Origin of the sequence: Clostridium grantii DSM 8605 (assembly GCF_900129965.1) — a bacterium.
GTDB classification, from domain to species: domain Bacteria; phylum Bacillota; class Clostridia; order Clostridiales; family Clostridiaceae; genus Clostridium_AF; species Clostridium_AF grantii.
This window is the reverse complement of sequence record NZ_FQXM01000003.1, coordinates 292,605-318,497: the sequence shown is the minus strand read 5'-3', so window position 1 is coordinate 318,497 and position 25,893 is coordinate 292,605. Positions and strand designations below refer to the sequence as shown.

Genomic DNA, 25,893 nt, shown 5'->3' with positions numbered 1-25,893 from the left:
ACGACCTTACAACAAAATACATATTATAACAGTAGGTATTAAAAATCTATAAACTATACTATAAAAAAATGGGTGTGATAATTTTGAAAGTAGTTATTTTATGTGGAGGAAAAGGGCTTAGAATGAGGTCAGGATATGAGGATTTACCAAAACCTATGGCAATAGTTAATGGAAAACCTTTAATATGGCATGTTATGAAGATATACAGTGAATACGGATTTAATGAATTTATTTTGCCATTAGGATATGGTGGCGAAAAAATTAAAGAATATTTTATGGATTATAAATGGAAAAACTCAAATTTAACTAAAAGTTTCGATAAAAACGAAATAGAGTACTTGGATGAAATTGACATTAGTAAATTTAAAATTACTTTTATAGATACTGGAATAAATACAATGACTGGTGGAAGGATTAAAAAAATTGAACCTTATATTGAAGGTGATACTTTTATGATGACTTATGCTGATGGGTTATCAGATGTAAATATAGCTAAGGTATTAGATTTTCATATGAAAAAAAATACTATAGCAACTTTAACAGCAGTTGATAGAAAAAGTCAGTTTGGAATTTTACAGATAGAAAATGGAATGGCAAAATCTTTTGGAGAAAAATCAACTTTAGATGGTTTGATTAACGGAGGTTTTTTTGTTTTAAATAAGAAAATATTTCATTATCTAAGTGATGATACTTGTATTTTTGAAGAAGAACCATTAAGGAATTTAGTAAAAGAACAACAATTATCTGTTTATGTTCATAATGGATATTGGAAGGCTATTGACACACAAAAGGATTTGAAAGACGTAAATGAACAATGGAAAAATTAGCGGTGGTAAATCAGTTACAAAATATTGAGAAAGGAGAAAAAATCAAGTGAATGAAATGATTTTTTTTATTGAAACTTTAATTAAAGCAGCTGAAAGTGGAAATTTGAGTAATTTTCTTAAGTTGATATTTTTACTAAGTGATTTAGATGAAAATGAAAGGAACGTTTTTTTAGAAAAATTTTATGAAAACATTGAAGAAAGAGAAGAAATAGATAGTGACTTAGATGAAAGTAGGGGTTATTATTCTATAAAAACAGAGGGAAAAGGTCTTTACAATACCCCCGAAAATAACAGGATTAATCCAAAGTATAAAAATGATTTTTATACTACAAGACGATACGAAAATAACAAATATAATGAAAAAAAAGAATTTACGTCTTCATTAGAGAAGAAAAATAGGGTTTGCAAATTTTGTACTCTTGCAGGTAAGGAATATTTGATCAAAGTTTTAACTTTTTATAGATCTGTAATTAGCAGTAATAAAAATGCTAAAGTTTGGATTTGTTGTATGGACGATGAAGTATATAAAGCTTTTAGAAGAATGGATTTAAGAAATTTGATAGCTTTTAGATTGCAAGATTTTGAAACAGAAGAATTAAGAAATGTTAGAAATGGAAGAACGGATAGTGAATATTGTTGGACATTAAAGGGATCTTTGATTGAGTATATAATGGACGAGTATAAGGTGGATTCGATTTTATACTGTGATTCGGATTTGTTCTTTTTTTCAGATCCAATAGTCATTTTTGATGAATGGGGAGATGATTCCATCTTTTTATGTCCTCAAAGAGACCTTCCTAGAATAGAAAAAGATTATGGATCATATCAAGCGGGCATGATAGGATTTAAAAATAATGAAAATGGAAGGCAAGCTTTAACCTGGTGGAAAAGAAAATGTATAGAATGGTGTTTTTATAAAGTAGAAGAAGCCGAAGAACGCTGGGCAGATCAAAAATATTTAGACAAAGTGCCTAAATTATTTAAGGGAGTTAAAATTTCTAAAAATTTAGGGGTAAATGCAGCACCTTGGAATATTATTTATAATAATGATTATAAAGTACAACCTACAGATAAAGGTATTTATATAGAAAAAGATAAATTAGTGGCCTTTCACTTTGCTTTATTTACAATTTTCAACAAAGATGAGTATGATATTTGGAATATAAGCAATTTAGAAATGAACTCTATATTTAAAAAATATTTTTATGCTAGATATGTGGATGAAATAAGAGAATCTATTGATATTTTAAGGGAAAATATTAATGGAGTTGACAATTATATTTTTTCAAAAACTAGTAAAGAAAAGGTGAAAAATTATTATGTTTACAATGATATAAGAAAAATAATGAATGAGCACGATAAATTTTATACTTTTTGCTCAATTGCCTCTAAAGATTATGTTGTAAAAGTTCTTACTTTATATAAATCTTTGCATAGAAGAATTGAGAATTTTAGATTATTTATTTGCTGCACTGATGATATTTCTTATAAGGTTTTGAAAAAGGTGTCTTCAAAAAATATAACTTTGATACCTGTTTATGAAGTAGAAAGAGAAACTCCATTGTTGATCAATGTTAAAAAAGATAGAAATATGAAAGAATATTGTTGGACACTTAAATCTCCAGTTATTAAATATGTAATGGACCACTTTGGAATACAATCTGTTATGTATTTAGATGCTGACCTTTATTTCTTTGATAAGCCAGATAAAATTTTTGATGAATGGAAGGATTATTCTATACTTATGTGTACTCAAAGAGGGTCTTATGAGTTAGAAAGTAATCATGGATGTTATCAAGCAGGCTTATTAGGGTTTAGAAGAGATGGGTACGGAATACCTTGCTTAAATTGGTGGAAAGATAAATGTTTAGATTGGTGTTTCGATGAAATTGATAAAAATAATAATAGGTGGGGCGACCAAAAATATTTAGAAAGATGGCCATATGAATTTAATGCAATAAAAGTAGTAAAAGATTTAGGTATTGATGCTGCACCTTGGAATACGGCTTTCTATAATAATTTTAAAATAGAAAAAACAAATAATGATGTGTATGTAGATAAAAGTAAATTAATATTATATCACTTTGGTAGTTTAGATATTTTTGATAATAATGAATTTGATTTGTGGAGACTCCACCCTGTTGCTTTTGATAGAGAGCTTATAAAAAATGTATATAATCCTTACCTTGAGGATTTAATCCAAACTATTGTGGCATTAAGAAGAAAAGAAATTAATACTAATGAATTAGTTTTCCCTAAAATATCACCACAAAATTTATATAGATTGAGTTATGGAAAGAAGTAAAAGGAGTTTAAATATGGGATGTTTAAAAAATGAAAAAGTTCTTGTGACAGGTGCGGCAGGTTTTATAGGATCACATCTTTTAACAAGATTAATAGTGGAAGAAGCAGATGTAGCTATCATTATTAGAAAAAGTACTGATTTATGGAAAATAAAAGATTTACTCAATAATCTAAAGGTATATTATTGTGATATAAATGATAAAGAACAGATTGAAAAGATAGAATTAAATTGTAAACCAGATTATTTATTTCATTTAGCAGCTTATGGAGTGGATTCAAAAGATAAAGATTATTATAAAGCTATCAATATAAATTTTCTAGGAGGAGTAAATGTTATAAATCCTCTTACTAAAATAGGATGCAAGAAAATAATTAATATTGGTAGTAGTTCAGAGTATGGTAAATCTAAATTTGAGGAAAATGGATGTCTTGAACCATTAAATATATATGGAAGTACAAAAGCGGCATCTACAATAGTAATGCATCAAATCGCTAGAGAAAATAACTTGGATATAATAACTTTAAGACCTTTTGGATTGTTTGGTGAAAGAGAAGAAAAGCATAAAATATTCTCATATATAATTACAGAAGCTTTAAAAAATAAAGATGTAATGCTAACATCTTGTGAACAATTAAGAGAGTATTTATATGTGGAAAACTTAATTGATGCAATTATTCTAGCTACAAAAAGCGATTTAAGAAATGAAATTTTCAATATTGGAACAGGTAATGCAAGAAAACTTAAATACTATGTAGAAAAGATATTTGAAAAAATCAATACAAAAGCCAGTCCAAGATATAATTATTATTCTCAAAGAACAGGAGATATGTGGGGTCCTTGTGCTAATGTGGAAAAGATAAAAGATTATCTACATTGGAAGGAAAGAATTAATTTTGAGGATGGTTTAGAAAAAACTATAAAATGGTTTGAGTCAAATTTAAAATATTATCCATAGTATATTATGAGGTGATAAAATGGATTTTGATTTACTGAAAAGTTATAAAAATAAAAATGTATTGGTAACAGGGCATACAGGATTCAAAGGATCATGGCTAACTATTTGGCTATTAAGTTTAGGTGCAAATGTAATAGGATATTCATTAGATCCAAAAAGAAATGAAGATAATTTTGTAAAAGCTAATATAAAGGATAAAATAGTTGATATTAGAGGAGATATTAGGAATGTAGATAAGTTGAAAAAAGTATTTGAAATATACAAACCAGAAATTGTGTTTCATTTAGCGGCACAACCATTGGTAAGGTATTCTTATGCTAATCCTAAATATACCTATGATGTTAATATATTAGGAACAGTTAATATTTTGGAGTGTATTAGAGAATGTGAAGAAACAAAAATTGGAATAATTATAACTAGTGATAAATGTTATAAAAATAACGAATGGGTTTGGGGATACCGTGAGAATGATAGAATGGGAGGATATGACCCCTATAGTTCTAGTAAAAGTTGTGCAGAACTTATAGTTTCCTCTTATCAAAACTCATTCTTTAATCCGGAAAAATTCGATAAACATGGAAAAGTTATTGCCTCTGTAAGAGCAGGTAATGTTATCGGTGGAGGAGATTGGTCAGAAGATAGATTGATTCCAGATTGCATAAAAGCTCTTCAAAAGGGGAAAAAAATAACTATAAGAAGTCCTTATTCTATAAGACCATGGCAACATGTTTTAGAACCTTTAAGTGGATATTTATTGGTGGGAGCAAAGTTAGCAAGTGATGGTATTCAGTATGCAGATGCATGGAATTTTGGACCAGAGTATAGAAATATGATAAATGTTTTAGAAATAGTAGAAAAGGTTGTAAATGGATGGGGAAGCGGAAGTTATTCAATAGAGAATATTAAAAATAATTTTCATGAAGCAAAATTGTTAAGTTTAGATATAAATAAAGCTAAATACTATTTACAATGGTATCCTAGATGGGGTATCGATAAAACTATTGAAAAAATAATTGAATGGTATAAAAATTATGAAAATGTTGATGTTTATGATATGTGTATCAAACAAATTGAAGAATATTGTGAAAAGAATTAAGGTGTTTGTAAATGTCGACTTAAACAGTGTCGACATTTACAAAATTCTCTATTAGCTCATATATGGTCTTGGAAGTGGTATCTTCAATAGAGTATCCTAAATACTCTACAATTTCTAATAATTCATCTTCCTGTGAAGTTTCTATTTCTATATAAGGAAAAGGGCAAAAGTTTTTATCATTAATATCTATCTCAACTAAGCTATTTTTATATTTATAGCTTTCTCTATATTTTTTTATTGACTCAATACATATAAGACCTAAAGATTCAAATATTTTCTGGCCTTCATCAGCATTAGCTATAAGAGTTTCATTTTCTTCCATAATTTTATATTTTTCTTGACTAATCATTTTTTTTGTAGTCATATAATATTGGGTTTTATTATTTATTAAATCCTCAACAATTCTAATTCGAGCATATCCTTTGTCAGAAAGTAATCTTTTATCAGGAAAGTCGAAAATATTATTTATTTGATTTTCACATTTGACTTTCTGAGCATTTAATTCCTTCATTTTAGTTCTAATAAAATCTACATCGATATTTATGATTCTTGTTTCCATTTCTTTCATTGTAGTAATCTCCTTTTATAAAATAGTAAATAAACTAATTTTTGTGATTTGTTACATTAATGTTTTATTAATTTCAATTATATATTTATCTGTGTTATAATATTTATTGAAGATATAAAACTATTTTTAATAGTTTTATATATATCTTATTGGTAAATGAAATATTTTGCAACAGGAGGAGTATAAAATGGATCAATTTTACGAACAATTAATAGTAGGGAAAAAAACTGGGGTTTATAATTTAGCGAATTTTGGTGTGTACATATTAGGAATACTAGGGTTTTTATTTATTTCTGTAAATCCTATAATAGGATTGATACTTGTCATTGCAGCAGCTGGAAGTTTTTTTTATAAAAAGAATTTATATGTTGAGTATGAATATGATTTTACTAATGGAGAAATAGATATAGATAGAATATTAGAAATGAAAAAAAGAAAAAGAATAATTACTTTTAGCATAAAAGATGTAGAACTTTTGGCTGAGGAAAACAGTACAATTGTAAAAGATTTTGCTAATAAGCCTAAAGATGTAGTAACTTTTCTGCCAAGTGGATATGATGGAAAGATTTTTGTGGCTATGTTAACAAATGGAGCTGAAAGAAAAATGATAAGATTTGCACCTAATGATAAATTTTTAGATTTATGTTTTAAATTAAATCCTAGAGCAGTTAAAAAATTTATGTAGTTTAAAAATCCAATTACTTGTAATTGGATTTGTTTTTTCACAAAAATCATGTAAATTGAAGATTTAAATAAGGAGATAATGGTAAATGGAATATATAACAGAGATAAGTATAAACGAAGCGGTATTGCATATTTTAGATAATAACTCAGATGAACCTATATTAAATGAATTTAAATTAGATATAAATGAGGAATTATACAATTATTTAGATAAGCATATTAACAAATGTTTAAGGGATGAAGAATTAAGATATGCACAATTTAACAAAGAAAGAAATATTGTAAAAGATCTTTCGCAAGAATATTTAAATGGTGTTAATGATATTATGGAAGTTTCTAAAGAACTAGCAAGACAAATGTTTATTATAATGAGGTCAAAAGGGAATATACCTTCTTGTGATTTAATGGTGGTTTCTATAGTTACAGAATTTGGACCTATGTTATGTATATTAAAAATGGATTATATAAAGAATTATATGCATACTGTGGATTTTGTGGATGATAAAATTGGAATTAATATAGTTACTCAATTTACAGGATTACCAGCATCAGGTCAAAGATTACAAAAATGTGCTTTTATTAAGGTTATGAAGGAAGAAAATAAATTTGATTTAATGGTTATAGACAAGGTTAATAAAAAAGATAAGAATCAAGAATACGGTTCAAATTACTTTATCGGGAATTTCTTGGGATGCACTATTGTTGACAATGAAAGAGATTTAACTAAAAGCTTTATAAATGCAGCAGAAAAATGGACTAGAGCAAGTTTTGATGAAAATGCTGATGAACAAGAGAAAATTAGAAGAAAATTAAAAGAACATATAAAAGAATCAGATACTTTGGATATAAAAGAAGTGTCTCAAAGTTTGTTTGAAGAAAACGAAGAAGCACAAAAAAGTTTTGTGGATTATGTAAAAGAACAAGGAGTTACAGAAAATATTGGAATAGATAAACAATGGATTGAAAAAAAATTAAAAAGAGTTCGATTAAAAATTGATAAAGACATTGATATTTATATAAATGAAGAAGCTTATAATGATATATCACGTTTTGAAGTAAAAAGAAATGGTGATGGAACTATAAACATGGTAATCAAACATATTAGCAATTACATGGAAAAATAAATAAAAACAATAAAAATACCACTTTTGGTGGTATTTTTAGTTGGTGAATTTGATATTTTTTTAAAATATATTTTTAACAGTTATTTTTTGAATATAAAGGGCTATTTCTATGTACAGTTTGCTTTCGTTACAAGAAAATAAAGCGGCCTCTTTATTTTCTTGTTTCAAATAGAATAAAGTATTTTCTAAGGAATTCATAATAGTTTCAACCAATTCATTAGTAACAATAAAAGAAACAAAGACTGAGTTTTCTTGGAAATCTGATAAAATATTATTACATATTTCTCGGGAAGTTTCCCAATTATTAATTTGTATAGAGTTTTCAAGAATTCTAAAAGATTCCAAATAGGAATTAAATTTTTTGTTTAATAGATACCTAGAAGTAAAACATAAAAATACAAGTATAATAAAAATAGTTATTGAAACTAAAGTATTCTTCATACAACATCACCCTTTTTATTTTGTTTTAATTGAAAAAAGAATCTATTTTTAGTATCTAATACTCCAATAAAAACATTATTTATATCCATAATTTTATTTTCTTTAAGCTGGTTTTTTAACCATTCATCATCTTTATGTATAATTTCTAAATTTGATTTATTTATTTTGCCATCTAAAATCAAAGTTATGGGCAGGAAATCCTGAGCAATATGAATATTTAAATCTCGTCTAGTTACAGGAATTAATTCAGTTTTTGGAATTATAGATAACTGACCACTAGTTTCAAATATAGCAAATTCAATATCATTAATATTATAAATTCCCTTTAATCTAAGTTCCTCCATCAAATCATCAAAGGTTAATTTTTGTTTTTTTAACTCACAAATATCTAATTTACCGTGTCTAATAATCAAACTAGGAGAACCACTAACAATTTTTCTGAAAGATTCACTTTTTAGTTGAAGAATTGTTATAATTGTTTGAAGAAATAGCAAAGTTAATATAGGTATAATACCATAGAGTATAGGGACTTTTAGATCCTGCATAGGCACGGAAGCTAAATCTGATATCATTATAGCTATAACCAATTCAAAGGGCTGTAATTGACCTATCTGTCTTTTACCCATTAATCTCATTGTGAAAACAACAACAAAATACAATATAATTGTTCTAAACAATACAGTAAACATAAAAACACAACCTCTTTTATAGTATTTGCTCTTATTTAGTATAGTTTTTTCAAAAAACAAAAAAATATAAGTATAGTACACAATTTTTTTTCTATATCGTATAATAGGAGGTGAATAAAAATATTAGTTCATATTACAAAAATATGAACTAAATAAGCTCGGAGGAAACCAATGGAAAAAATCAAGATAACATTAGAAAATAAAAAAGAAATATTAGTGGATAAAGGAATTGAAATAAGTGAGATTATAAAAGAAAATCATAATAAAGACGTTCCAATAACTATGGCAAAATTTAATGGCAAAATAGTTGAATTGTATAAACTAATATTTGAAGATGGAAAATTAGAATTTATAGATATAAGGAATTCTATTGGTATGACAGCTTATATCAGAACGGTACAATTTATTTTTATAAATGCTACCTTAGACCTTTTCCCAAAAGCAAGAATTTCTATAGAACATTCACTAGGTGGAGGACTTTATGGAGAAATATATAAAGAGGAAGATTTAACAGAAAATGATTTGATAAAAATTGAAAAAAGAATGAGAGAGATAATAAATGGGAATCATAGAATAAAAAAAGTGAATGTAACAAAAGAAGAGGCAATAGAGATATTTAGAAATTATGGCATGGAAGATAAATTAACTCTTTTAAAATATTCTAAAAATAAATTTCTCAAGCTATATTATTTATGTGGAAGATATGATTATTTTTATGGACAGATGGCTTATTCAACTGGTATAATTGGTAAGTTTGAAATTATGTATTATAAGCCAGGGTTTATTCTTAGATATCCAACTATTCATGAACCTAGTATAATACCAAAATTTAAGGAACAAAAGAAATTAGCTAAAATCTTCCGTGAAACAGAAGTTTGGGGAAATATTCTTAATGTGGCAAATGTAGGGTCTTTAAATGATATTGTAGTAAGTGGTGAAATAAATGAAATGGTAATGATATCAGAGGCTTTTCAGGAAAAAAAAATCGCTAATATAGCTGATTTGATTTTTGCGGATGAAAAAATTAAAATAGTTTTAATAGCAGGACCATCTTCTTCTGGTAAAACAACTTTTACTAAAAGATTAGGGATTCAATTAAGAGTTAATGGATTGATACCTATTCAAATTTCTCTTGATGATTATTTTGTGAATAGAGATCGTACTCCAAAAGATGAAAATGGGGATTATGATTTTGAGTCTATTTATGCATTAGATTTAGAATTATTTAATGCTAATTTAACTGAGTTGTTAGAAGGAAAAAAAGTTAAATTACCAAGGTACGATTTCTTGACAGGAGAAAGAGTGTGGGGAGATAAAGAAATATATATACCAGAAAATGGAGTGCTATTAATTGAAGGCATTCATGGATTAAATGAAATTCTTACTTCATCTATAAATAAAGAAAATAAATTTAAGATTTATATAAGTGCATTAACTCAATTAAATTTAGACAATCACAATAGAATAGCAACCACAGATGTTAGAATAATTAGAAGAATAGTTAGAGATTATTTGTCTAGAGGCTATAAAGCTGAAGATACTTTGAAAATGTGGCATTCTATAAAAAAAGGGGAAGAAAAGAATATATTTCCTTTCCAAGAAGAAGCAGATGTTATGTTTAATTCTACTTTAGTTTATGAGTTATGTGTTTTAAAGAAATATGCTTTGCCAGAATTAAAAAAAATTAATGAAGAAAGTACCGTATATTATGAAGCAAAAAGATTGATAAGTTTTCTTAACTTCTTTAAAACAGTTGATGCTGAATTAGTTCCGGGAAATTCGATTTTAAAAGAATTTACTGGAGGAAGTGTTTTTTATAAATATTAATCAATATGATTATTTTAGGATGGTGAAAAATTGAAAAGTTATAGTTTGTTTGATATAGTGGGTCCTATTATGATAGGACCCTCTAGTTCACATACTGCAGGTGCTGCAAGACTTGGAAAAATAGCTAGTATTATTGCAGGTGAAGGCATTGAGAAAGTAGATTTTTATTTACATGGATCTTTTGGGAAAACCTATAAAGGTCATGGTACAGATAAAGCTTTAGTGGCAGGGATTCTTGGAATGGAGCCTTGGGATGATGATTTAAAAGAATCATTTAATTTAGCTAACAAAAAAGGTTTAATTTATAATTTTATAGAAGAGGATTTAGGAGATGTTCATCCCAATACTGTGAAATTTAATATTTTAAAAAAAGATGGAAAAATTTTTGAAGTAATAGGATCTTCTGTTGGCGGAGGAAATATTAAAATCATCTCAGTAGATGGATTAAATGTTGATATAACAGGAGATTATCCAACTATAATTATTAATCATATAGATAATCCAGGAGTAATTTCTAAAGTTACTGCTTTGTTATATAATGACCATATTAATATAGCTTTTCTAAAAGTATTTAGAGCGGGTAGGGGATCAAAAGCTACTATGATAATTGAAACAGATTCTAATGTTTCACAACAATTAATAGAGAATATTCAAAACACTAAGGATATATTAAGTGTAAAATATATAAATCCAGTGGGAGAGGGAGAATAATGGCTTTTGTAAATAGTGGTAGTGAATTGATAGACATTTGTAATGAAAAAAAAATAACCATTGCTGAGTATGCAATATTATGCGAAATTGATGAAACAGGACATTCACGTGATGAAATATTTGAGAGAATGAGAAAAAATCTTTTAGTTATGAAAGATTCCGCTGAATTTGGATTACATAATGAAACTAAATCTATAAGTGGATTGATAGGTGGAGATTCTTTAAGAATAAATAATTATGTAGATAAAGGAAATACTTTATGCGGTGATTTCATGGGAAAAGCTATGGCAAGAGCTATATCTTGTTCCGAAGTTAATGCAGCTATGGGTAAGATTGTTGCAGCACCAACAGCGGGGTCCTGTGGAATTCTTCCAGCAACGATAATAAGTGCTGGTGAAAAATTAAACAAAAGTGAAGATGAAATGGTAGAGGCATTAATTACTGCTTCAGGAGTAGGAATAATAATTGCTCAAAATGCTACTTTATCTGGTGCAGAGGGTGGTTGTCAAGCAGAATGTGGTTCTGCTGCTGCAATGGCTTCAGCAGCAGTTGTAGAAATGATGGGCGGAACTGTAGAAATGGCACTTAATGCAGGGGCTATAGTTATAAAAAATATTTTGGGGTTAGTATGTGACCCTATAGCTGGTCTAGTTGAAATTCCTTGTGCAAAGAGAAATGTAGCTGGTACTGTAAGTGCTTTAACAACTGCAGATTTAGCTATGAGTGGAGTTAAAAGTAAAATACCCTTTGATGATTGTGTTGAAGCAATGTATAGAGTGGGTAAAAGCATGCCTTGTGAGCTTAGAGAAACAGCTATGGGAGGACTTGCAACTACAAAAACAGGAAAAGCTCTTAATGCTATGATTTATAAATAAAATATTTATGGCATTAATTATAGCCGAATAGATTAAGGTTACTTAGGTATGTCTATATCTTTGGTAACTTATTAATAAAATAGGCATAGACTATTAGAGAACAAATAGTGTAAATGAGGATGTTATGAAAAAATACTTATTATATATTATATCTATACTAGTAGTCTTGTTTTTTAGCTGTAACAATTATTTAATAAGCGTTATAGTATTTTCAATTTTTATTATACCTATTGCTGCAGTTCTAGGCAGAGGAACTTCAGAAATTGCTGAATATATAGGTGAAAAACTTAGTGGATTGTTAGCTTCTACCACTGGTAATATGCCAGAACTAATGATGGGAATATGGGCAATAAAATTTGGTATGTTGGATTTAGTAAAATCATCAATGATAGGGTCTATTATTTGCAATCTGCTTTTAGTTTTAGGCATAGCTATTTTCGGCGGAGGAATTAAATTTAAAGAGCAAAGCTTTAACAAATTAATTGCCAGAACAAATTTTAATATGTTATTTTTAGCTATTGTGGCTTTTATAGTCATGGCTTATATGAATAACTACAGTTCACTTGATTATCAAAATTTATGCGCTTTAAGTTTAAAAATATCTGTAGTGCTAATAGTAATATATGTTATGGGTTTGATTTTTTCATTGTATACCCATAGAAACTTATTTGGAGTTAGTGAAAATAATGAAGAAATTGCGACAAAACTTTTAGGAAAAAAAGAATTAAAAAAAAGAAATATAATTATCTTTAACATTATAGTATGTTCATTAATACTTTTTTTTATCAGTGAAAAATTAACCTACAATATAAAGCAATTAATTCAAGTATATAATTTGTCAGAAGAATTTATTGGTATTATATTAATTCCTATTTTAGGTAATGTAGGAGAAAATTTTTCGGCTATTATGTGCGCTTATCAAAATAAAATTAATTTGAGTATTGAAATTGCAATTGGATCATCTATTCAAATTGCTTTATTTGTAACCCCTTTATTAATAATATTTGCTTTTTTTACAGGAACAAATATGAGTTTGGTTTTTAATAATTTTCAAATAATTATGAGTTTAATAGCCCTTGCAATTTCTTATTATGTTTTTCAAGATGGTAAAACCTATTGGCTTGAGGGAGCAATTTTATTATCTGTTTATATTATATTAACCATGGCCTATTATTATTTGGCATGAAATCAATATAAACTAATATAATTAACAGAAGAGTATTTTTGAGGTGATAAAGTGGGTAATAGACTTGTAGTTCAAACCTATTATGGAGATATGAATAATCTTGTTACTTATTTAAATCAACTAGTGAATGCTTATAGGCTTTTGATAGGATCAGCAGGAGATTTAAATGGCATAGCATTGGCAAAAAAAAGTGAAGTAAAAGATGCTTTAAAAAGAGCTGAAAAACTTGGAAATATTATTGATGAAGTTATAGAAACTATTGATAAAACTGGTTATTGTTACAGTGATTATTGCAAAACCAAATCTGATATATTAAAAGAGAAAATAGAGTCAGGATTTATAGTTACAGAAATTGAACAGCAGCTTTTTTTTAAGGATTAAAATAAGCTATAAATAAAATATTTAAATATGGATAAAATAAATACGGAGGTGTTTTTATGTTAGTTAAAGAAATAATGACTAAATCCGTAGTTTCAATAGCACCTGATGATACTATTGAAAAAGCAGCAAAATTAATGAAAGAATATGATGTAGGCTCAATTCCAGTTTGTCGAGGAAATGAAATAGTAGGAATTATTACTGATAGAGATATTATAGTAAGGTCCACTGCAAATGGATTAAAATGCAATGAAAAATTAGTTAAGGATATTATGAGCAGTAATCCTGTTCTTGGAAATCCAGATATGGATACAAATGATGCAACGAGAATTATGAGTGAAAGACAAATTAGAAGGTTACCTATTGCAGAAAATAATAATTTAATTGGAATGATTTCCTTAGGAGATTTGGCAGTTGAAGCTAATTTAACAAATGAAGTAGGAAGTACATTAAGTGATATATCAGAACCATGTAGCCCAAAAGTTCATTAAAATTAAAACAATAAAATACTAAACTCTTTATTAAATCTCACTAAATCTTTCAAGTGGGATTTTTTTTAAAGTATAAAAGTAGTAAAATATGTAGTAAAATATAAATTATAGATTATAGATTATACTAAAAAAATGGGGGACTATTTATGAAAAAAGTAAAATTTATATACAATCCTTATTCAGGAGAAAATACAATTTTATCGCAATTAGATACAGTTATAAGAGTGCATCAAAAATATAATTTTGAAATAGTACCATTTAGGATTTCCAGAAATTCTTTATTAGAAAAAGCTTTTGATGATATAGATGATAGTTATGAGTACATACTAGTTGCAGGTGGAGATGGAACAGTAGATAGTGTTGTAAATATAGTGAAAAACATGGGGATAACTCTTCCTTTAGGTATTTTACCAACAGGAACAGCAAATGATTTTGGTAAATTTATTGGAATGCCTCATGATATAGAAAAAGCTATTGAGCAAATTCTTAATTCGGAAGTGCAACAAGTAGATATTGGTAAAGTTAATGATAAATATTTTATTAATGTTGCTAGTGCGGGGTTATTTACTGATATATCTCAAAAAACAGATGATAATTTAAAAAATGCCATAGGAAAATTAGCTTATTATGTAAAAGGAATTGAGCAAATACCTAACTTTAGAAAATTAAAAGTTAAGGTAGAATCAGCAGAAGAAAGCTTTGAAGGACATATGTATTTAATGCTTGTTTTTAATGGAGCTACAGCAGGAAATTTAGATTTAGCATATAAATCTAATATAAGTGATGGTATGTTAGATGTTATTATAATTAAAGCGGATGTTATAAAAGATATAATTCCTTTTTTTATTAAAATGATTAAAAAAGAGCATCTTGAATACGATAAAGGAGTTGTCTATTTCAAAACTGATAAATTATATATTGATTGCCACGAAAATATTGTTACAGATATTGACGGAGAAAAGGGACCAGATTTTCCTTTGATAATTGAATGCGATAAAAAAGGATTGAATTTACTTGGAGTTAAAAATGTGGAAGTAAACAAGCATATTTAGCAAAAAATAAGAGTAAGTATTAGTAAAGCAATTTTAAAGGAAGAGAGAGTTGGCCAACATATATTTAACTTTAATTATTTTTATTTCAATCATGATTTACGAAGGAATTAAAATATGCAACAAAAGAGCTCCCCATAAAATCAAAATTTATTGCAACATAGTATTTACTTTGTTTTTTATGAGATATTGCATTCTAAATATAATGTTTCTTGTAAACGGAATAAAATATTTATATTTAGTAATTCCTTTGATTTTCACTAATTATTTTTGTGTTATTACATCAGCTATAGTTATTATTTATATTCTACAAAGAAATGATAAAAAGAAGTTTACTTACGCTTTGTTTTTGCTTTTGCTATTTCTATTAGCTTATATTCTATTGGTTTTTAAATTTAAAGCAATTATAGGAATAGATAAACTTTACGGTTACATCACTTATTTAAATAATTATAAAATTATAAATTATGTTTACTTTATAATTATTTCTATAATAATGGTATACAGTATTGTTAAATATGAAAAATTTAAAGATAAAATCAGCTTTAATATTTTAATAGGAACAGAATTGGTCTCTTTGATTGAAATAGGTCTTTTTATAGTTAACATAAAGATATTTCCCCAATTAATTTTAACTGATTTATGTTGGATTTTATCTCTTAATTATATATTAAACAAATTCAAAAGGTAGCGTAAGCTACTTTTTTGCTTAAGGGGATAGTTATATGAATAGTGTCCCCAAAGATTGTATTTAGCATAATATAACTATTAGAGAATGATATTTATTTAAACATAGTAATAAAAAGTATTGTAATTTTATTGGGGAGATTTTATAATTAAATAAAGAGTAGTTTCTAATGGTTCCTAAATAGTGCTTAATTCATACGGTTGCCTATTTAGGATTTTTGTTTGTAAAATTAATGGTTATTAAAAAAAATGAGAGGTGAAATAAATGGACGCTGGACCTAATAGTCCGAGTAGTAAGGAAATAAAATTAAATAGTTTCAAAGGAAGACTTTAATTGAATAGTTTATTGAATATATTGTTTAATATTTTGAATAAACCATTCAATTAAAGGGAATTCCTTTGTATAAGGAGGAATATCTATGAATAAAATTAATAGTTTTTATTTAAGTAAACTGCTTCATAGAGATATATATGATGAGTATGGAGATTGCATTGGTAGAGTGTGGGATATATATGCAACTGATAGAAGTGGATACCCTAAAGCCATCGGATATCAAGTGAAAAAAGATGGTGAAATTTTTAATTATGAATTTAGACACGCAGAATTTTTTGAGGATAAAGGTAAGTTAACTGTTAGAATAAGAGGGGCTAAGGATATTATACCAAGAAGGTTTTCTTTTCTTTTGTCTAGAAATTTATTGGACAAACAAATAGTAGATGTGAATGGTAAAAAAGTTGTAAGAGTTAATGATCTTAGATTAGCAGATTTTAATGGAGAACTTCGTGCAATCGCAGTAGAAACTGGTATTCTAGCATTAAGTAGAAGATATAAATTAAATATTTTTCTTGAGACTTTTTATAGAATTATAAGAAAAAAAATCACAGATACAGTTGTCATGTGGGATGATGTTGAATCTCTTGAGGTTTACGGAGATAATTTGAAAATTTCTATTCCTTATAAAAAAATATCAAAATTACATCCAGCAGATATTGCGGATATAATTGAAGGTGTAGATTTGAAATATAGAAATAAAATTTTTGAAAGCTTAGATGAAACTACTGCTGCAGATACATTAGAAGAAATTGAACCAGAATTTCAAGCAAGAATTATTGAATCTTTAAGCGATTCTAAGATTAAGGACGTTGTTGTAAACATGTCTAATGATGAAATAGCAGATTTAATGGAAGAGGTAGATAAAAATACTCAAGAAAAAATATTGTTAAGCTTAGAATCAGAGGATGAAGAAATTGTACGTGGACTTATGAAGTATGAAGATGAAACTGTAGGAAGTATAATGAATACGGATCATATTTCATTCAGTTTAAATATAAAAATTGGAGAAGTAGTAGAAATACTTAGAGAATCAAGGCCAGAAGAAAAAGCACTACACTATATTTATATAATAGATGAGGAAGAAAAAATTCAAGGGGTTATTTCTATAAGAGAGTTGTTGCTATCAGATCCAGAAAAATGGATAAAAGAAGTAATGGATAAAGATGTTATCACCGCTGTAGACCATGAGAAAATTGACAATGCATTGAAAAAATGTATTAAATACGATCTTACTGCAATACCAGTAGTTAATGATGATAAAAAGTTGCAAGGAATAGTTATAATTAATGACATAATAGATGAATTTTATTTTGAAAAAGGTAAAAAGATTTTAAAAAAAGCTATTTAATATATTGATAGTTATTTTATTTATCACAAAAGCATGTGTATTTTAAAGTTATTGTATCCAATTGAAACTTTGTTGGTGGGAACTTTATAATTATATATGCTTTTGTTTTTTTATGAGTAATTTTTGTTTATTTGCATAAAATACTTTTATGAAACCTTGGAAAAATAAATAAGAAACTTAAGAGTAATTTGGAGGTTTTTTTATGATTAAAAGTATTGATAAGAAAAGGAAAATCATTTTAGTTTTAGCATTAATATTTTGCTATAGTGGAACTGAACTTTTAATGATTCCTTACCAAAGGGCTTTAGAAACAGTTGTATATAAATATGGTTCTAGAGGTGATGAGGTAAAACAAATTCAAACTAAATTAAAAAATTGGGGGTATTATTTTGATGGAATAGATGGAATTTATGGATATAAAACTTATACTGCTGTGAAGTATTTTCAAAGCAAAAATGGACTTACTTCAGATGGAATTGCAGGAAATCAAACTTTAGCAGCTATGGGTATTAGTACAGAAACAAGTAATTCAACTGCATCTTCATCAGGAGGTGAAAATAAGTCATCTACATCAAATCAGAATGCGGAATTATTAGCTAGATTAATAAATGGTGAAGCTAGAGGCGAACCTTATGAGGGGCAAGTAGCGGTGGGTGCAGTAGTTTTAAATAGAGTAGGAGATTCAAGGTTTCCATCTACCATTGCAGGAGTAATTTATCAACCAGGAGCTTTTACCGCAATAGCTGATGGGCAGATTAATGCAAAAGTAGTTCAAAGTTCTATCAATGCTGCAGAAGATGCTTTAAATGGATGGGATCCATCCGGCGGGGCGGTATACTATTTTAATCCAGATACGGCAACCAGTGCTTGGATTTGGTCAAGACCATTGATCAAAGTTATTGGAAAACATAGATTTTGTAATTAATAAAGTTGACAATTGAAGTTTATAATAATATAATAAATATAAATCACAGTATTTTACTGTGATTTATATTTATTAAATAAAATTATAGGTATACTTTGTTTCTAAAAGTCAAGAAACAAGGTTTTTTGTTTTTATAAATTGAGGTAAAAATTTTAAGTAAAGATAAGATATTGATTAAACAAATGAATGTGGGGGTTAATAATTGAAATTTAATGTTGAAATTCGTAATTTTTGTGAATCATTAGGATTGGATTTGGTAGGGTTTTCAGAGTGCAGAGAGTTTAGTGAATTGAATAGTTATTTTGAACAAAGAAAAAATAATAATTTGATTAATGAATTTGAAGAAAAGGATACACTTTTAAAAATAAATCCATTTCAAATCATGAAAGATGGTAAAACTATAATTTCTATAGCCTTCCCTTATAAATTCCCCATAGATACAGATAATGATGCTATAAAAGACAAATCTATTTATTTTTCTAGATATACATTAGGACAAGATTATCATAAAGTGGTAAAAAAATATTTAGAAAAAATAGCTTTTTTTATTAACGAAAGATTTGGTGGAAAAACTGAAATTCTTGTGGACAGTAATGCTCTTCCAGAAAGATATATTGCTTACTTAGGGGGAATAGGTTTTATTGGCAAGAATAAGATGTTTATAACTGAAAAATATGGGTCTTATGTGTTTTTAGGTGAAATAATAACTGATTTAAAAATGGAATGGGATAATCCGTTAAAAAATAAATGTGAAGAATGTTTTTTATGTTTAAATGCATGCCCAAGTAAAGCTTTGATTAGTGAAGATTTTAATAAATGCTTATCTTATATAACTCAAAAAAAACAGATAGAAAATAAATGGTTTAGCAAATTGGATAAAAGAATTTTTGGGTGTGATACATGTCAAGAGATTTGTCCTTATAACAAAAATGTTACTTTCTCTAATTTGATAGAATTTAAGCCTTTGGAATTTATGGAGAAATTAGATAAAGATGATTTATTAAACTTAACTGAAAGCTCTTTTAAAGAAAAATACAAAAAATCCTCTTGCGGATGGAGAGGCAAAAATATAATTAAAAGGAATGTTCTTATTAATTTATATAAACAAGGATATATAAATAAAGAGAATTATAAATCAGATTCACCTTATTTGATGGATTATTACAATAGACTTTTAAAAGAAACCAATTTATAATATACTAGAAAGAGTGTTTTGTATAATCGAATATTTGGAAGGGTGGAAATTTTATGATATCTCCATGGATGACAAAAATTATTGGAAAATTACCAGAGGGTTTATTGAAGTATATTTCAAATAAAGTAATGTATGGATACATAAATAAATATGCTGATTTAACTGTTAAAGGTGACGAAAATTTAGATAATATAAAAAAACCAGTAATTTACATATGTAATCATCTTAGCAATGCCGATGGATTAGTTTTAAATAGTATTTTAAGAGAAAAAGATGATGTTACATTTGTAGCTGGAGTTAAACTTAACAACAATTCTCTTACTAATTTAGGGATGCATGTTGTTAAAACTACCCCTGTAAAACCCAATACTCCTGATAAAGATGGTTTGAAAAAAATCATTAATATTGTAAAAGAGGGAGGGAGTATTTTGATTTTCCCGGAAGGTACTAGAAGCAGACAAGGAAAGTTAATAGAAGCTAAAAAAGGAATAACTTTAATAGCCAAATTGACAAAGGTTAATATTGTACCTATTGCTATAACTGGTACAGAAAATCTTCTGCCTATAAGTCAATCAGGAAGGATGGAACGAGAAAAATTCCAACATGCAAAAGTAACTGTAACAGTGGGAAAAGAGTTTGTGTTGCCAAAGATTGAAAAAGATGAGGACAAGAAAGATTTTGAAGAAAGATGTTTAAATACATTTATGTATAAGATTGCAGAAATGCTTCCTGATGAGTACAAAGGAGTTTATAATAAATCAAACTTGGGCTAAAGCTTGGAGGTGAGGACATTTAATAAGAAAACCTTAAACAACATAATAAATATTCTAAGTGAAACATATGAGGGTGCACAATGCGGTTTGGTTTTTAATTCTTCTTTTGAATTATTGGTAGCTACTATGTTATCAGCTCAATGTACAGATGAAAGGGTTAATATAATTACTAAACCTTTGTTCGAAAAATATAACACGCCTCAATCAATGATTCAGTTATCACAATTAGAATTAGGAGAGATTATTAAGAGTTGTGGTTTATATAAAAATAAAAGTAAAAATATAATTTCTACATCTAAAAGCATAATAGAAGAATATAATGGTGAAGTACCAAATACTTTTGAAGAATTAATAAAGCTTTCGGGAGTAGGAAGAAAAACAGCTAATGTTGTTTTAGCCAATGCATTTAATGTACCTACCATTGCTGTTGATACTCATGTTTTTAGATTAGCTAATAGAATTGGTTTATCTAAAGGAAATACTCCAGATAAAGTTGAGCAAGATTTGATGAAAAGTATACCCAAAGAAAAATGGATACAAATGCATCACTATTTGATTTGGCATGGAAGAAAGATTTGTAAAGCTAGAAAACCCCAATGCGAAACTTGTCCAATAGCTTTATATTGCGAATATTTTTAGCTACATGGGAATAAAAAATGCTTAATGATACTATTTTGTAATAACCTCTTTGGAATTTTATGATAAAATATTATTGAAATATAAAAGGCAACTAGGAAATTTGTTTCAAAATAAATAAAATAAAGATGGCTTTTGATTTAGTTAAAAGAATAAATGGAATTTCACTTAAGATTACTTGATAATACAGCATATAGAAAGAGGGGGAGTAGCATGGAAAGCAATACGGAAAAAAGAGGTAGAAGATCAAGCAAAAAAAGTAAGAAAAATAAAAGAAAGAGAATAATTGCAGTAGCTGTTTTAGCTATCGTAGCTATAGCAGCAGGTATATCTGGATATGAGTATTCACAAGTTAAAAAATGGGATACTTTGATGATGCCTAAAGTTATTATACAAGGAGTAGATTATACAGGTAAAACTAAGGAACAGGTATTAGATGATTTAACTGCCGCTTATGGTGATGAAGTGGGTAAAAAGCAGGTTGAAATTAAGGCAGGGGATAAAACCTATACAATTGGTTATTCAGAATTAGATGCTAAGTATAATATAGTTGAAACTTTAGATGAAGCTTTTTCTTATGGGAGAGACTTAGACTTTATGGAAAAGTATAAACTAATCAAAAATCCTGAAGAAAAAGAATTTAATCTAAATTTTACTTACAATGAAGAGCCGATTAAAGATGTAATAGCAACTATAGAATCAGAAATTAACAAGGAATCTGCAGAAGCATCAATTAAATACCTAGGTAATGGTAAATTTGAAGTACAGGACGATATTGAAGGTGCCAAATTAGATTCTGAAAAACTTTCTATGGATATAAATGAAAAAATTCAAAGCGAAACTGACGAGTTAGTTGTTGAAGCTCCAATTGAAGTGTTAACAGCTAAAAAAACAGGGGAAATGCTAAGGTCTATTGATTCAAATGTGGGGTCTTACAGCACAAGCTATACAACTTCTAGTTATGAAAGATCTACTAATATTGCTTTAGCAACTAAAGCAATTGATGGCACTTTATTAATGCCAGGAGAAGAATTTAGTTTCAATGATGTAGTTGGACAAAGGACGGCTGCAAAAGGATACCAAGTAGCTCATGTTATATTAAATGGAGAGTACGTGGATGGTATAGGCGGAGGAATCTGTCAAGTTTCTACAACGCTTTATAATGCAGTTTTAATAGGGGGATTAGAAATTACAACAAGAAGACATCATACTTATCCTTCAACATATGTTCCTGTTGGACGAGATGCTACTGTTGATTATGGAAACTTAGATTTTGAATTTAAAAATAACAAAGAGTATCCTATTTATATTAATGCTTATACAAGTAATAAAAAGGTTTATTTTACAGTATACTCAAATAGTGAACTAACTAAAACAAAATATGAAGTTACTACAGATGTTTATAAAACTTACACAGCAAGTTATAAAATAATAGAAGATCCAACTTTAGAAGTTGGAAAAGAAGTAGTAGATAAAGCGCCACACACTGGATATAAAGTGAACGTATATAGAACCTCATATGTTGATGGTAAAAAAGTTGATTCTGAAACGGTGTCGTCTGATTACTATGTTCCTGTGGATGGAGAAAAAAGAGTTGGCACAAAAGTAGAAGCTCCAGTTGTAGAAGAAACAACAGAACAAGCACCAGCAACACAATCTGTAACCCCGGAAACAACAACAACAGCTCCAGCAGCAACATCAGAACAATAAAAGAACATGCCATAGGGCGTGTTTTTTTTCATTGGAAAATATCAATGGAATATTTTTGATATAATTTATATAATTGTTATGAAATAAATTTTAGTATATAATAATTATAGGATGAATTTTTAAATAGAAAAATTAATTAATCAAACATTATTATAAACGAAGGAGTAAAGAAAAATGAAATATAAATTAATTTGTATAGATATGGATGGAACTTTACTTAATGATGATAAAGTTATAAGTGAAGAAAATAAATTGGTTTTAAAAGAGGCACATGATAAAGGAGTTCATATATCGGTTTGTACAGGAAGATTATTTACTTCAGCAAGAAATTTTTCGGAAATGATAGGGGTTAAAACACCTATAATAGCTTCTAATGGCGCTTATATTAGAGAAAAAGACGAAGAAAAAGTTATTTATAAAAAAATATTACCAAAAGAAACTTGTCGTAAAATATATGAGATTATGAGAAACTTTGATGTATATAAATTTTTTAATACCTTTGATATTGTGGCTTCAGAAGGTGATTTTCCAGATTGGTATACTTACACTAGATTTAACGAAGGTTTATCAGAAGAACAAAAGGTTAAATTGGAAGTTTATTCTGATTTTGATGATTTTATAGAATCACAAGATGAAATGTTAAAATTTGTTGCAGTATCCAAAGATATAGAAGAATTAAATAAAGCAAGAAAAGCATTAAGCGTATTAGATGATATTGAAATAGTTAGTTCAGCACCTTTGAATTTTGAAATAAATGCAAAAGGAGTTTCAAAAGGAGATGCAGCTGAACAATTAGCCAAGATTTATGGCTTAGATAGAAATGAAGTTATATGTATTGGAGATAGTGGTAATGATTTGTCTATGATTAAATATGCTGGACTTGGTATTGCTATGGGCAATGCAGAAGATGGAATTAAATTAAATGCAGATTATATCACAGATACAAATAACAATGATGGAGTAGCAAAAGCCATTAGAAAATTTGTTCTGTTGGATGAATAATAATAGCATTTGTTAAATAAGTTCTTTACCCCAAGAAGTATTTGATGTATTATATTAGTACCATTAAAAGAAAAAATATAAAATTAGGGAGAAAATAAAATGAATGAACCAAATTTAAATATTGTATTATTTCAGCCAGAAATACCTCAAAATACAGGTAATATTGGAAGAACTTGTGTTTTGGTAAATGCAAATTTGCATTTAATAAAACCCTTAGGTTTTAACATAGAAGAAAAAAAAGTTAGAAGAGCTGGGTTGGACTATTGGCCGTATTTAAATTATGAAATTCATGAGTCTTTTGAAGATTTTCTTAGTAAATACCCTAAGGCGAGAATATTTTTGGCCACAACAAAAGGAAGCAAATACTATAGCGAGGCTAAATATGAAAAAGGTGATTTTATTGTGTTTGGAAGAGAATCATCAGGATTACCTAAAGAAATAATGGAGAAATATAAAGAAACAGCTATAAAAATTCCAATGATAGATACAACTACAAGGTCATTAAATTTATCCAATACAGTATCTATATTTGCATATGAAGCTTTAAGGCAAATGAATTTTCCTAATATGAAATAATAAAAGTTTGTTTGAATAATTTGTAAAACATACTTAATATGAGGATAAAGGTATTGATTTTTGGATAAAATTATCGTATATTCAGTTTGTAGTTAAAGATTTAGAATAAAGCTTATCTTAATTAGTAAATTGAATAATTATATAGGAGTTTATTAATAATAACTATATAATTATTTAATTAATAGATTTTAGGGGGTAATATTTTATGAAAAAAAGATTAGTAGCGATTGTTGCTTCAGTAGCTGTAGTTGCTACATTATTAGCTGGTTGTGCAGGTAACAATAATGCAGAAACAGAAAATAATGCAGCTAAAAACAATACTGCAACAGAAGAAAAAGACGAAAGAACAGCAACAGACATTACAGTAGGTTTATCAACTGATGCTGGTGGTAGAGGAGATAAATCATTTAATGATTCTGCTATTGCTGGATTGGATAAAATTGAAACTGAGTATACTGTAAAACCTGTTATTTTAGAATCTCAAAGCCAAGATGATTATGTTCCTTACTTAACTCAACTTGCAGAAGATAATAACTTAGTATTTGGTGTTGGTTTCTTGATGCAATCTTCAGTAGAAGAAGTTGCTACAGCGGCTCCTGATACAAATTTTGGTATAATTGACTCTGTAGTAGAATTACCAAACGTTGTTTCTATTGGATTTAAAGAGCAAGAAGGTTCATTTTTAATGGGCGTTATCGCTGGTAAAATGACAAAAACTAATCAAGTTGGATTTATTGGTGGTATAGATATGCCTTTAATTCAAAGATTTGAAGCTGGATTTATTGCTGGTGTTATGTCTGTAAACCCAGAAGCAGCTGTTAAATTAATGGATAGATCTAATGTTGCTTATACAGGAGCTTTTGATAACCCACAAGCTGGTCAAGAAGCTGCTAAAAAATTATATAGTGCTGGAGCTGATGTAATTTTCCATGCATCAGGTGCATGCGGACTAGGTTTATTACAAGAAGCACATGAGCAAAGAGCTAATGGAAAAGATGTATGGGCAATTGGTGTTGATTCAGACCAAGCAGCTATAGTTCCAGAATATGCAGACGCTATATTATCTTCAATGATGAAAAGAGTAGACACTGCAACTTATGATGTATCAAAAGCTTTAATTGAAGGAAACTTTAAAGGTGGAGAAGTTGTTGTTTACGGTTTAGCAGAAGAAGGTGTTGGTTTAGCGCCAACAACTGATAAAAACACTCCTGCTGATGTAGTAGCTTTATGCGAATCATACAAAGCATCTATAGTTAAAGGCGATATAGTTGTTCCAGAAGATTTAGATGCAGCAAAAGCTTTTGTACCAGTTGAAGTAAAATAATAAATAACAAAAAAAGAGTTAGGTGCATTTGCATCTAGCTCTTTTTTTAGGGGAATAATAATGTAAAAGTCGAAACAAGATGGCTGAGAGTTTTTTTCAAAAATGAACTACTAAGTTTCTTAATTTAATACAAAATCAAAAGATAAAGAGTTACAGTATCAACAATGTTTTTAAATT

At 27.8% G+C, this 25,893-nt stretch carries 26 protein-coding genes; 23 read left to right on the top strand and 3 right to left on the bottom strand.

Annotated elements, in window-relative coordinates; all coding sequences use genetic code 11:
• Window positions 1-83 precede the first annotated feature (83 nt).
• From BUB83_RS03445 to rfbG, 4 genes are read left to right on the top strand one after another with little or no spacing between them, the layout of a single operon-like run.
• The gene (locus BUB83_RS03445; RefSeq protein ID WP_073337045.1) at window positions 84-827 is read left to right on the top strand and encodes a sugar phosphate nucleotidyltransferase; all 744 of its coding nucleotides are present in this window, start codon (window positions 84-86) and stop codon (window positions 825-827) included.
• 46 nt (window positions 828-873) lie between these two features.
• Entirely contained in the window at window positions 874-3,132 is a 2,259-nt protein-coding gene (locus tag BUB83_RS03440) for a hypothetical protein (RefSeq protein WP_073337044.1), read from the top strand.
• Between the two features lie 13 nt (window positions 3,133-3,145).
• The gene (locus BUB83_RS03435) at window positions 3,146-4,087 is read left to right on the top strand and encodes an NAD-dependent epimerase/dehydratase family protein (protein WP_073337043.1); all 942 of its coding nucleotides are present in this window, start codon (window positions 3,146-3,148) and stop codon (window positions 4,085-4,087) included.
• 19 nt (window positions 4,088-4,106) lie between these two features.
• Window positions 4,107-5,183, top strand: coding sequence for a CDP-glucose 4,6-dehydratase (gene rfbG / locus BUB83_RS03430; protein ID WP_073337042.1), 1,077 nt, complete (start codon window positions 4,107-4,109; stop codon window positions 5,181-5,183).
• A 19-nt stretch (window positions 5,184-5,202) separates the two neighbouring features.
• On the opposite strand, the gene BUB83_RS03425 is transcribed toward rfbG, so the two are convergent.
• Window positions 5,203-5,751: a class IV adenylate cyclase gene (locus BUB83_RS03425; RefSeq protein ID WP_073337041.1), complete on the bottom strand. Its 549-nt coding sequence runs from the start codon at window positions 5,749-5,751 to the stop codon at window positions 5,203-5,205.
• Window positions 5,752-5,938: 187 nt separating this feature from the next.
• On the opposite strand from BUB83_RS03425, the gene BUB83_RS03420 reads away from it, so the two are divergent.
• On the top strand, window positions 5,939-6,436 hold the full coding sequence (locus BUB83_RS03420; protein ID WP_073337040.1) for a hypothetical protein: 498 nt from the start codon (window positions 5,939-5,941) through the stop codon (window positions 6,434-6,436).
• Between the two features lie 85 nt (window positions 6,437-6,521).
• Window positions 6,522-7,559, top strand: a complete 1,038-nt coding sequence (locus tag BUB83_RS03415; protein WP_073337039.1) for a nucleoid-associated protein — start codon at window positions 6,522-6,524, stop codon at window positions 7,557-7,559.
• A gap of 60 nt (window positions 7,560-7,619) precedes the next feature.
• Here BUB83_RS03415 and BUB83_RS03410 read toward each other — a convergent pair whose 3' ends face one another.
• Window positions 7,620-8,000: a DUF4363 family protein gene (locus BUB83_RS03410; RefSeq protein WP_073337038.1), complete on the bottom strand. Its 381-nt coding sequence runs from the start codon at window positions 7,998-8,000 to the stop codon at window positions 7,620-7,622.
• Window positions 7,997-8,689 (bottom strand): DUF421 domain-containing protein, encoded by a 693-nt coding sequence (locus BUB83_RS03405; RefSeq protein WP_073337037.1) that lies wholly within the window; start codon window positions 8,687-8,689, stop codon window positions 7,997-7,999. Before BUB83_RS03405 ends, BUB83_RS03410 begins: the two co-directional genes overlap by 4 nt.
• Before the next feature lie 171 nt (window positions 8,690-8,860).
• Here BUB83_RS03405 and BUB83_RS03400 point away from each other — a divergent pair, with 171 nt between their 5' ends.
• From BUB83_RS03400 to BUB83_RS03320, 17 genes are all read left to right on the top strand, one after another.
• Window positions 8,861-10,516, top strand: coding sequence for a nucleoside kinase (locus tag BUB83_RS03400; protein WP_073337036.1), 1,656 nt, complete (start codon window positions 8,861-8,863; stop codon window positions 10,514-10,516).
• Window positions 10,517-10,546: 30 nt separating this feature from the next.
• Window positions 10,547-11,227, top strand: a complete 681-nt coding sequence (gene sdaAB / locus BUB83_RS03395; protein WP_073337035.1) for an L-serine ammonia-lyase, iron-sulfur-dependent subunit beta — start codon at window positions 10,547-10,549, stop codon at window positions 11,225-11,227.
• A complete protein-coding gene (gene sdaAA / locus BUB83_RS03390; RefSeq protein WP_073337034.1) occupies window positions 11,227-12,102 on the top strand; it encodes an L-serine ammonia-lyase, iron-sulfur-dependent, subunit alpha in 876 nt (291 codons plus the stop codon). Before sdaAB ends, sdaAA begins: the two co-directional genes overlap by 1 nt.
• Before the next feature lie 124 nt (window positions 12,103-12,226).
• Window positions 12,227-13,288, top strand: a complete 1,062-nt coding sequence (gene cax / locus BUB83_RS03385; RefSeq protein ID WP_073337033.1) for a calcium/proton exchanger — start codon at window positions 12,227-12,229, stop codon at window positions 13,286-13,288.
• 51 nt (window positions 13,289-13,339) lie between these two features.
• Entirely contained in the window at window positions 13,340-13,669 is a 330-nt protein-coding gene (locus BUB83_RS03380) for a hypothetical protein (protein WP_073337032.1), read from the top strand.
• Between the two features lie 56 nt (window positions 13,670-13,725).
• Window positions 13,726-14,157 (top strand): CBS domain-containing protein, encoded by a 432-nt coding sequence (locus tag BUB83_RS03375; protein WP_073337031.1) that lies wholly within the window; start codon window positions 13,726-13,728, stop codon window positions 14,155-14,157.
• A gap of 146 nt (window positions 14,158-14,303) precedes the next feature.
• Entirely contained in the window at window positions 14,304-15,209 is a 906-nt protein-coding gene (locus tag BUB83_RS03370) for a YegS/Rv2252/BmrU family lipid kinase (RefSeq protein ID WP_073337030.1), read from the top strand.
• Between the two features lie 49 nt (window positions 15,210-15,258).
• Complete coding sequence (locus BUB83_RS03365; RefSeq protein ID WP_073337029.1) at window positions 15,259-15,897, top strand: hypothetical protein; 639 nt, start codon at window positions 15,259-15,261, stop codon at window positions 15,895-15,897.
• A gap of 415 nt (window positions 15,898-16,312) precedes the next feature.
• Window positions 16,313-17,575: a magnesium transporter MgtE N-terminal domain-containing protein gene (locus tag BUB83_RS03360; protein ID WP_073337028.1), complete on the top strand. Its 1,263-nt coding sequence runs from the start codon at window positions 16,313-16,315 to the stop codon at window positions 17,573-17,575.
• 202 nt (window positions 17,576-17,777) lie between these two features.
• Window positions 17,778-18,500 carry a spore cortex-lytic enzyme gene (gene sleB, locus BUB83_RS03355; protein ID WP_073337026.1) on the top strand — a complete coding sequence of 241 codons (723 nt, stop codon included), beginning with the start codon at window positions 17,778-17,780 and terminating at the stop codon, window positions 18,498-18,500.
• 202 nt (window positions 18,501-18,702) lie between these two features.
• The gene (queG, locus tag BUB83_RS03350; RefSeq protein ID WP_073337024.1) at window positions 18,703-19,695 is read left to right on the top strand and encodes a tRNA epoxyqueuosine(34) reductase QueG; all 993 of its coding nucleotides are present in this window, start codon (window positions 18,703-18,705) and stop codon (window positions 19,693-19,695) included.
• A 53-nt stretch (window positions 19,696-19,748) separates the two neighbouring features.
• Window positions 19,749-20,468, top strand: a complete 720-nt coding sequence (locus BUB83_RS03345) for a lysophospholipid acyltransferase family protein (RefSeq protein WP_073337022.1) — start codon at window positions 19,749-19,751, stop codon at window positions 20,466-20,468.
• A gap of 3 nt (window positions 20,469-20,471) precedes the next feature.
• Window positions 20,472-21,107, top strand: a complete 636-nt coding sequence (gene nth / locus BUB83_RS03340; RefSeq protein ID WP_423231136.1) for an endonuclease III — start codon at window positions 20,472-20,474, stop codon at window positions 21,105-21,107.
• Between the two features lie 210 nt (window positions 21,108-21,317).
• Window positions 21,318-22,814: a VanW family protein gene (locus BUB83_RS03335; protein WP_073337018.1), complete on the top strand. Its 1,497-nt coding sequence runs from the start codon at window positions 21,318-21,320 to the stop codon at window positions 22,812-22,814.
• A gap of 174 nt (window positions 22,815-22,988) precedes the next feature.
• Window positions 22,989-23,816 carry a Cof-type HAD-IIB family hydrolase gene (locus tag BUB83_RS03330; protein WP_073337016.1) on the top strand — a complete coding sequence of 276 codons (828 nt, stop codon included), beginning with the start codon at window positions 22,989-22,991 and terminating at the stop codon, window positions 23,814-23,816.
• 99 nt (window positions 23,817-23,915) lie between these two features.
• Window positions 23,916-24,392 (top strand): tRNA (uridine(34)/cytosine(34)/5-carboxymethylaminomethyluridine(34)-2'-O)-methyltransferase TrmL, encoded by a 477-nt coding sequence (gene trmL / locus BUB83_RS03325; RefSeq protein ID WP_073337014.1) that lies wholly within the window; start codon window positions 23,916-23,918, stop codon window positions 24,390-24,392.
• Window positions 24,393-24,597: 205 nt separating this feature from the next.
• Window positions 24,598-25,716, top strand: coding sequence for a BMP family lipoprotein (locus tag BUB83_RS03320; RefSeq protein WP_073337012.1), 1,119 nt, complete (start codon window positions 24,598-24,600; stop codon window positions 25,714-25,716).
• Window positions 25,717-25,893 lie beyond the last annotated feature (177 nt).

Coding starts and splice junctions, on each gene's coding strand:
- BUB83_RS03360 (WP_073337028.1), top strand. CDS start 16,313: ATGAATAAAATTAATAGTTTTTATTTAAGTAAACTGCTTCATAGAGAT.
- BUB83_RS03345 (WP_073337022.1), top strand. CDS start 19,749: ATGATATCTCCATGGATGACAAAAATTATTGGAAAATTACCAGAGGGT.
- BUB83_RS03370 (WP_073337030.1), top strand. CDS start 14,304: ATGAAAAAAGTAAAATTTATATACAATCCTTATTCAGGAGAAAATACA.
- sleB (WP_073337026.1), top strand. CDS start 17,778: ATGATTAAAAGTATTGATAAGAAAAGGAAAATCATTTTAGTTTTAGCA.
- BUB83_RS03330 (WP_073337016.1), top strand. CDS start 22,989: ATGAAATATAAATTAATTTGTATAGATATGGATGGAACTTTACTTAAT.
- BUB83_RS03410 (WP_073337038.1), bottom strand. CDS start 8,000: ATGAAGAATACTTTAGTTTCAATAACTATTTTTATTATACTTGTATTT.
- rfbG (WP_073337042.1), top strand. CDS start 4,107: ATGGATTTTGATTTACTGAAAAGTTATAAAAATAAAAATGTATTGGTA.
- sdaAA (WP_073337034.1), top strand. CDS start 11,227: ATGGCTTTTGTAAATAGTGGTAGTGAATTGATAGACATTTGTAATGAA.
- BUB83_RS03405 (WP_073337037.1), bottom strand. CDS start 8,689: ATGTTTACTGTATTGTTTAGAACAATTATATTGTATTTTGTTGTTGTT.
- cax (WP_073337033.1), top strand. CDS start 12,227: ATGAAAAAATACTTATTATATATTATATCTATACTAGTAGTCTTGTTT.
- BUB83_RS03335 (WP_073337018.1), top strand. CDS start 21,318: ATGGAAAGCAATACGGAAAAAAGAGGTAGAAGATCAAGCAAAAAAAGT.
- trmL (WP_073337014.1), top strand. CDS start 23,916: ATGAATGAACCAAATTTAAATATTGTATTATTTCAGCCAGAAATACCT.
- BUB83_RS03400 (WP_073337036.1), top strand. CDS start 8,861: ATGGAAAAAATCAAGATAACATTAGAAAATAAAAAAGAAATATTAGTG.
- BUB83_RS03415 (WP_073337039.1), top strand. CDS start 6,522: ATGGAATATATAACAGAGATAAGTATAAACGAAGCGGTATTGCATATT.
- BUB83_RS03420 (WP_073337040.1), top strand. CDS start 5,939: ATGGATCAATTTTACGAACAATTAATAGTAGGGAAAAAAACTGGGGTT.
- BUB83_RS03425 (WP_073337041.1), bottom strand. CDS start 5,751: ATGAAAGAAATGGAAACAAGAATCATAAATATCGATGTAGATTTTATT.
- BUB83_RS03320 (WP_073337012.1), top strand. CDS start 24,598: ATGAAAAAAAGATTAGTAGCGATTGTTGCTTCAGTAGCTGTAGTTGCT.
- BUB83_RS03375 (WP_073337031.1), top strand. CDS start 13,726: ATGTTAGTTAAAGAAATAATGACTAAATCCGTAGTTTCAATAGCACCT.
- BUB83_RS03435 (WP_073337043.1), top strand. CDS start 3,146: ATGGGATGTTTAAAAAATGAAAAAGTTCTTGTGACAGGTGCGGCAGGT.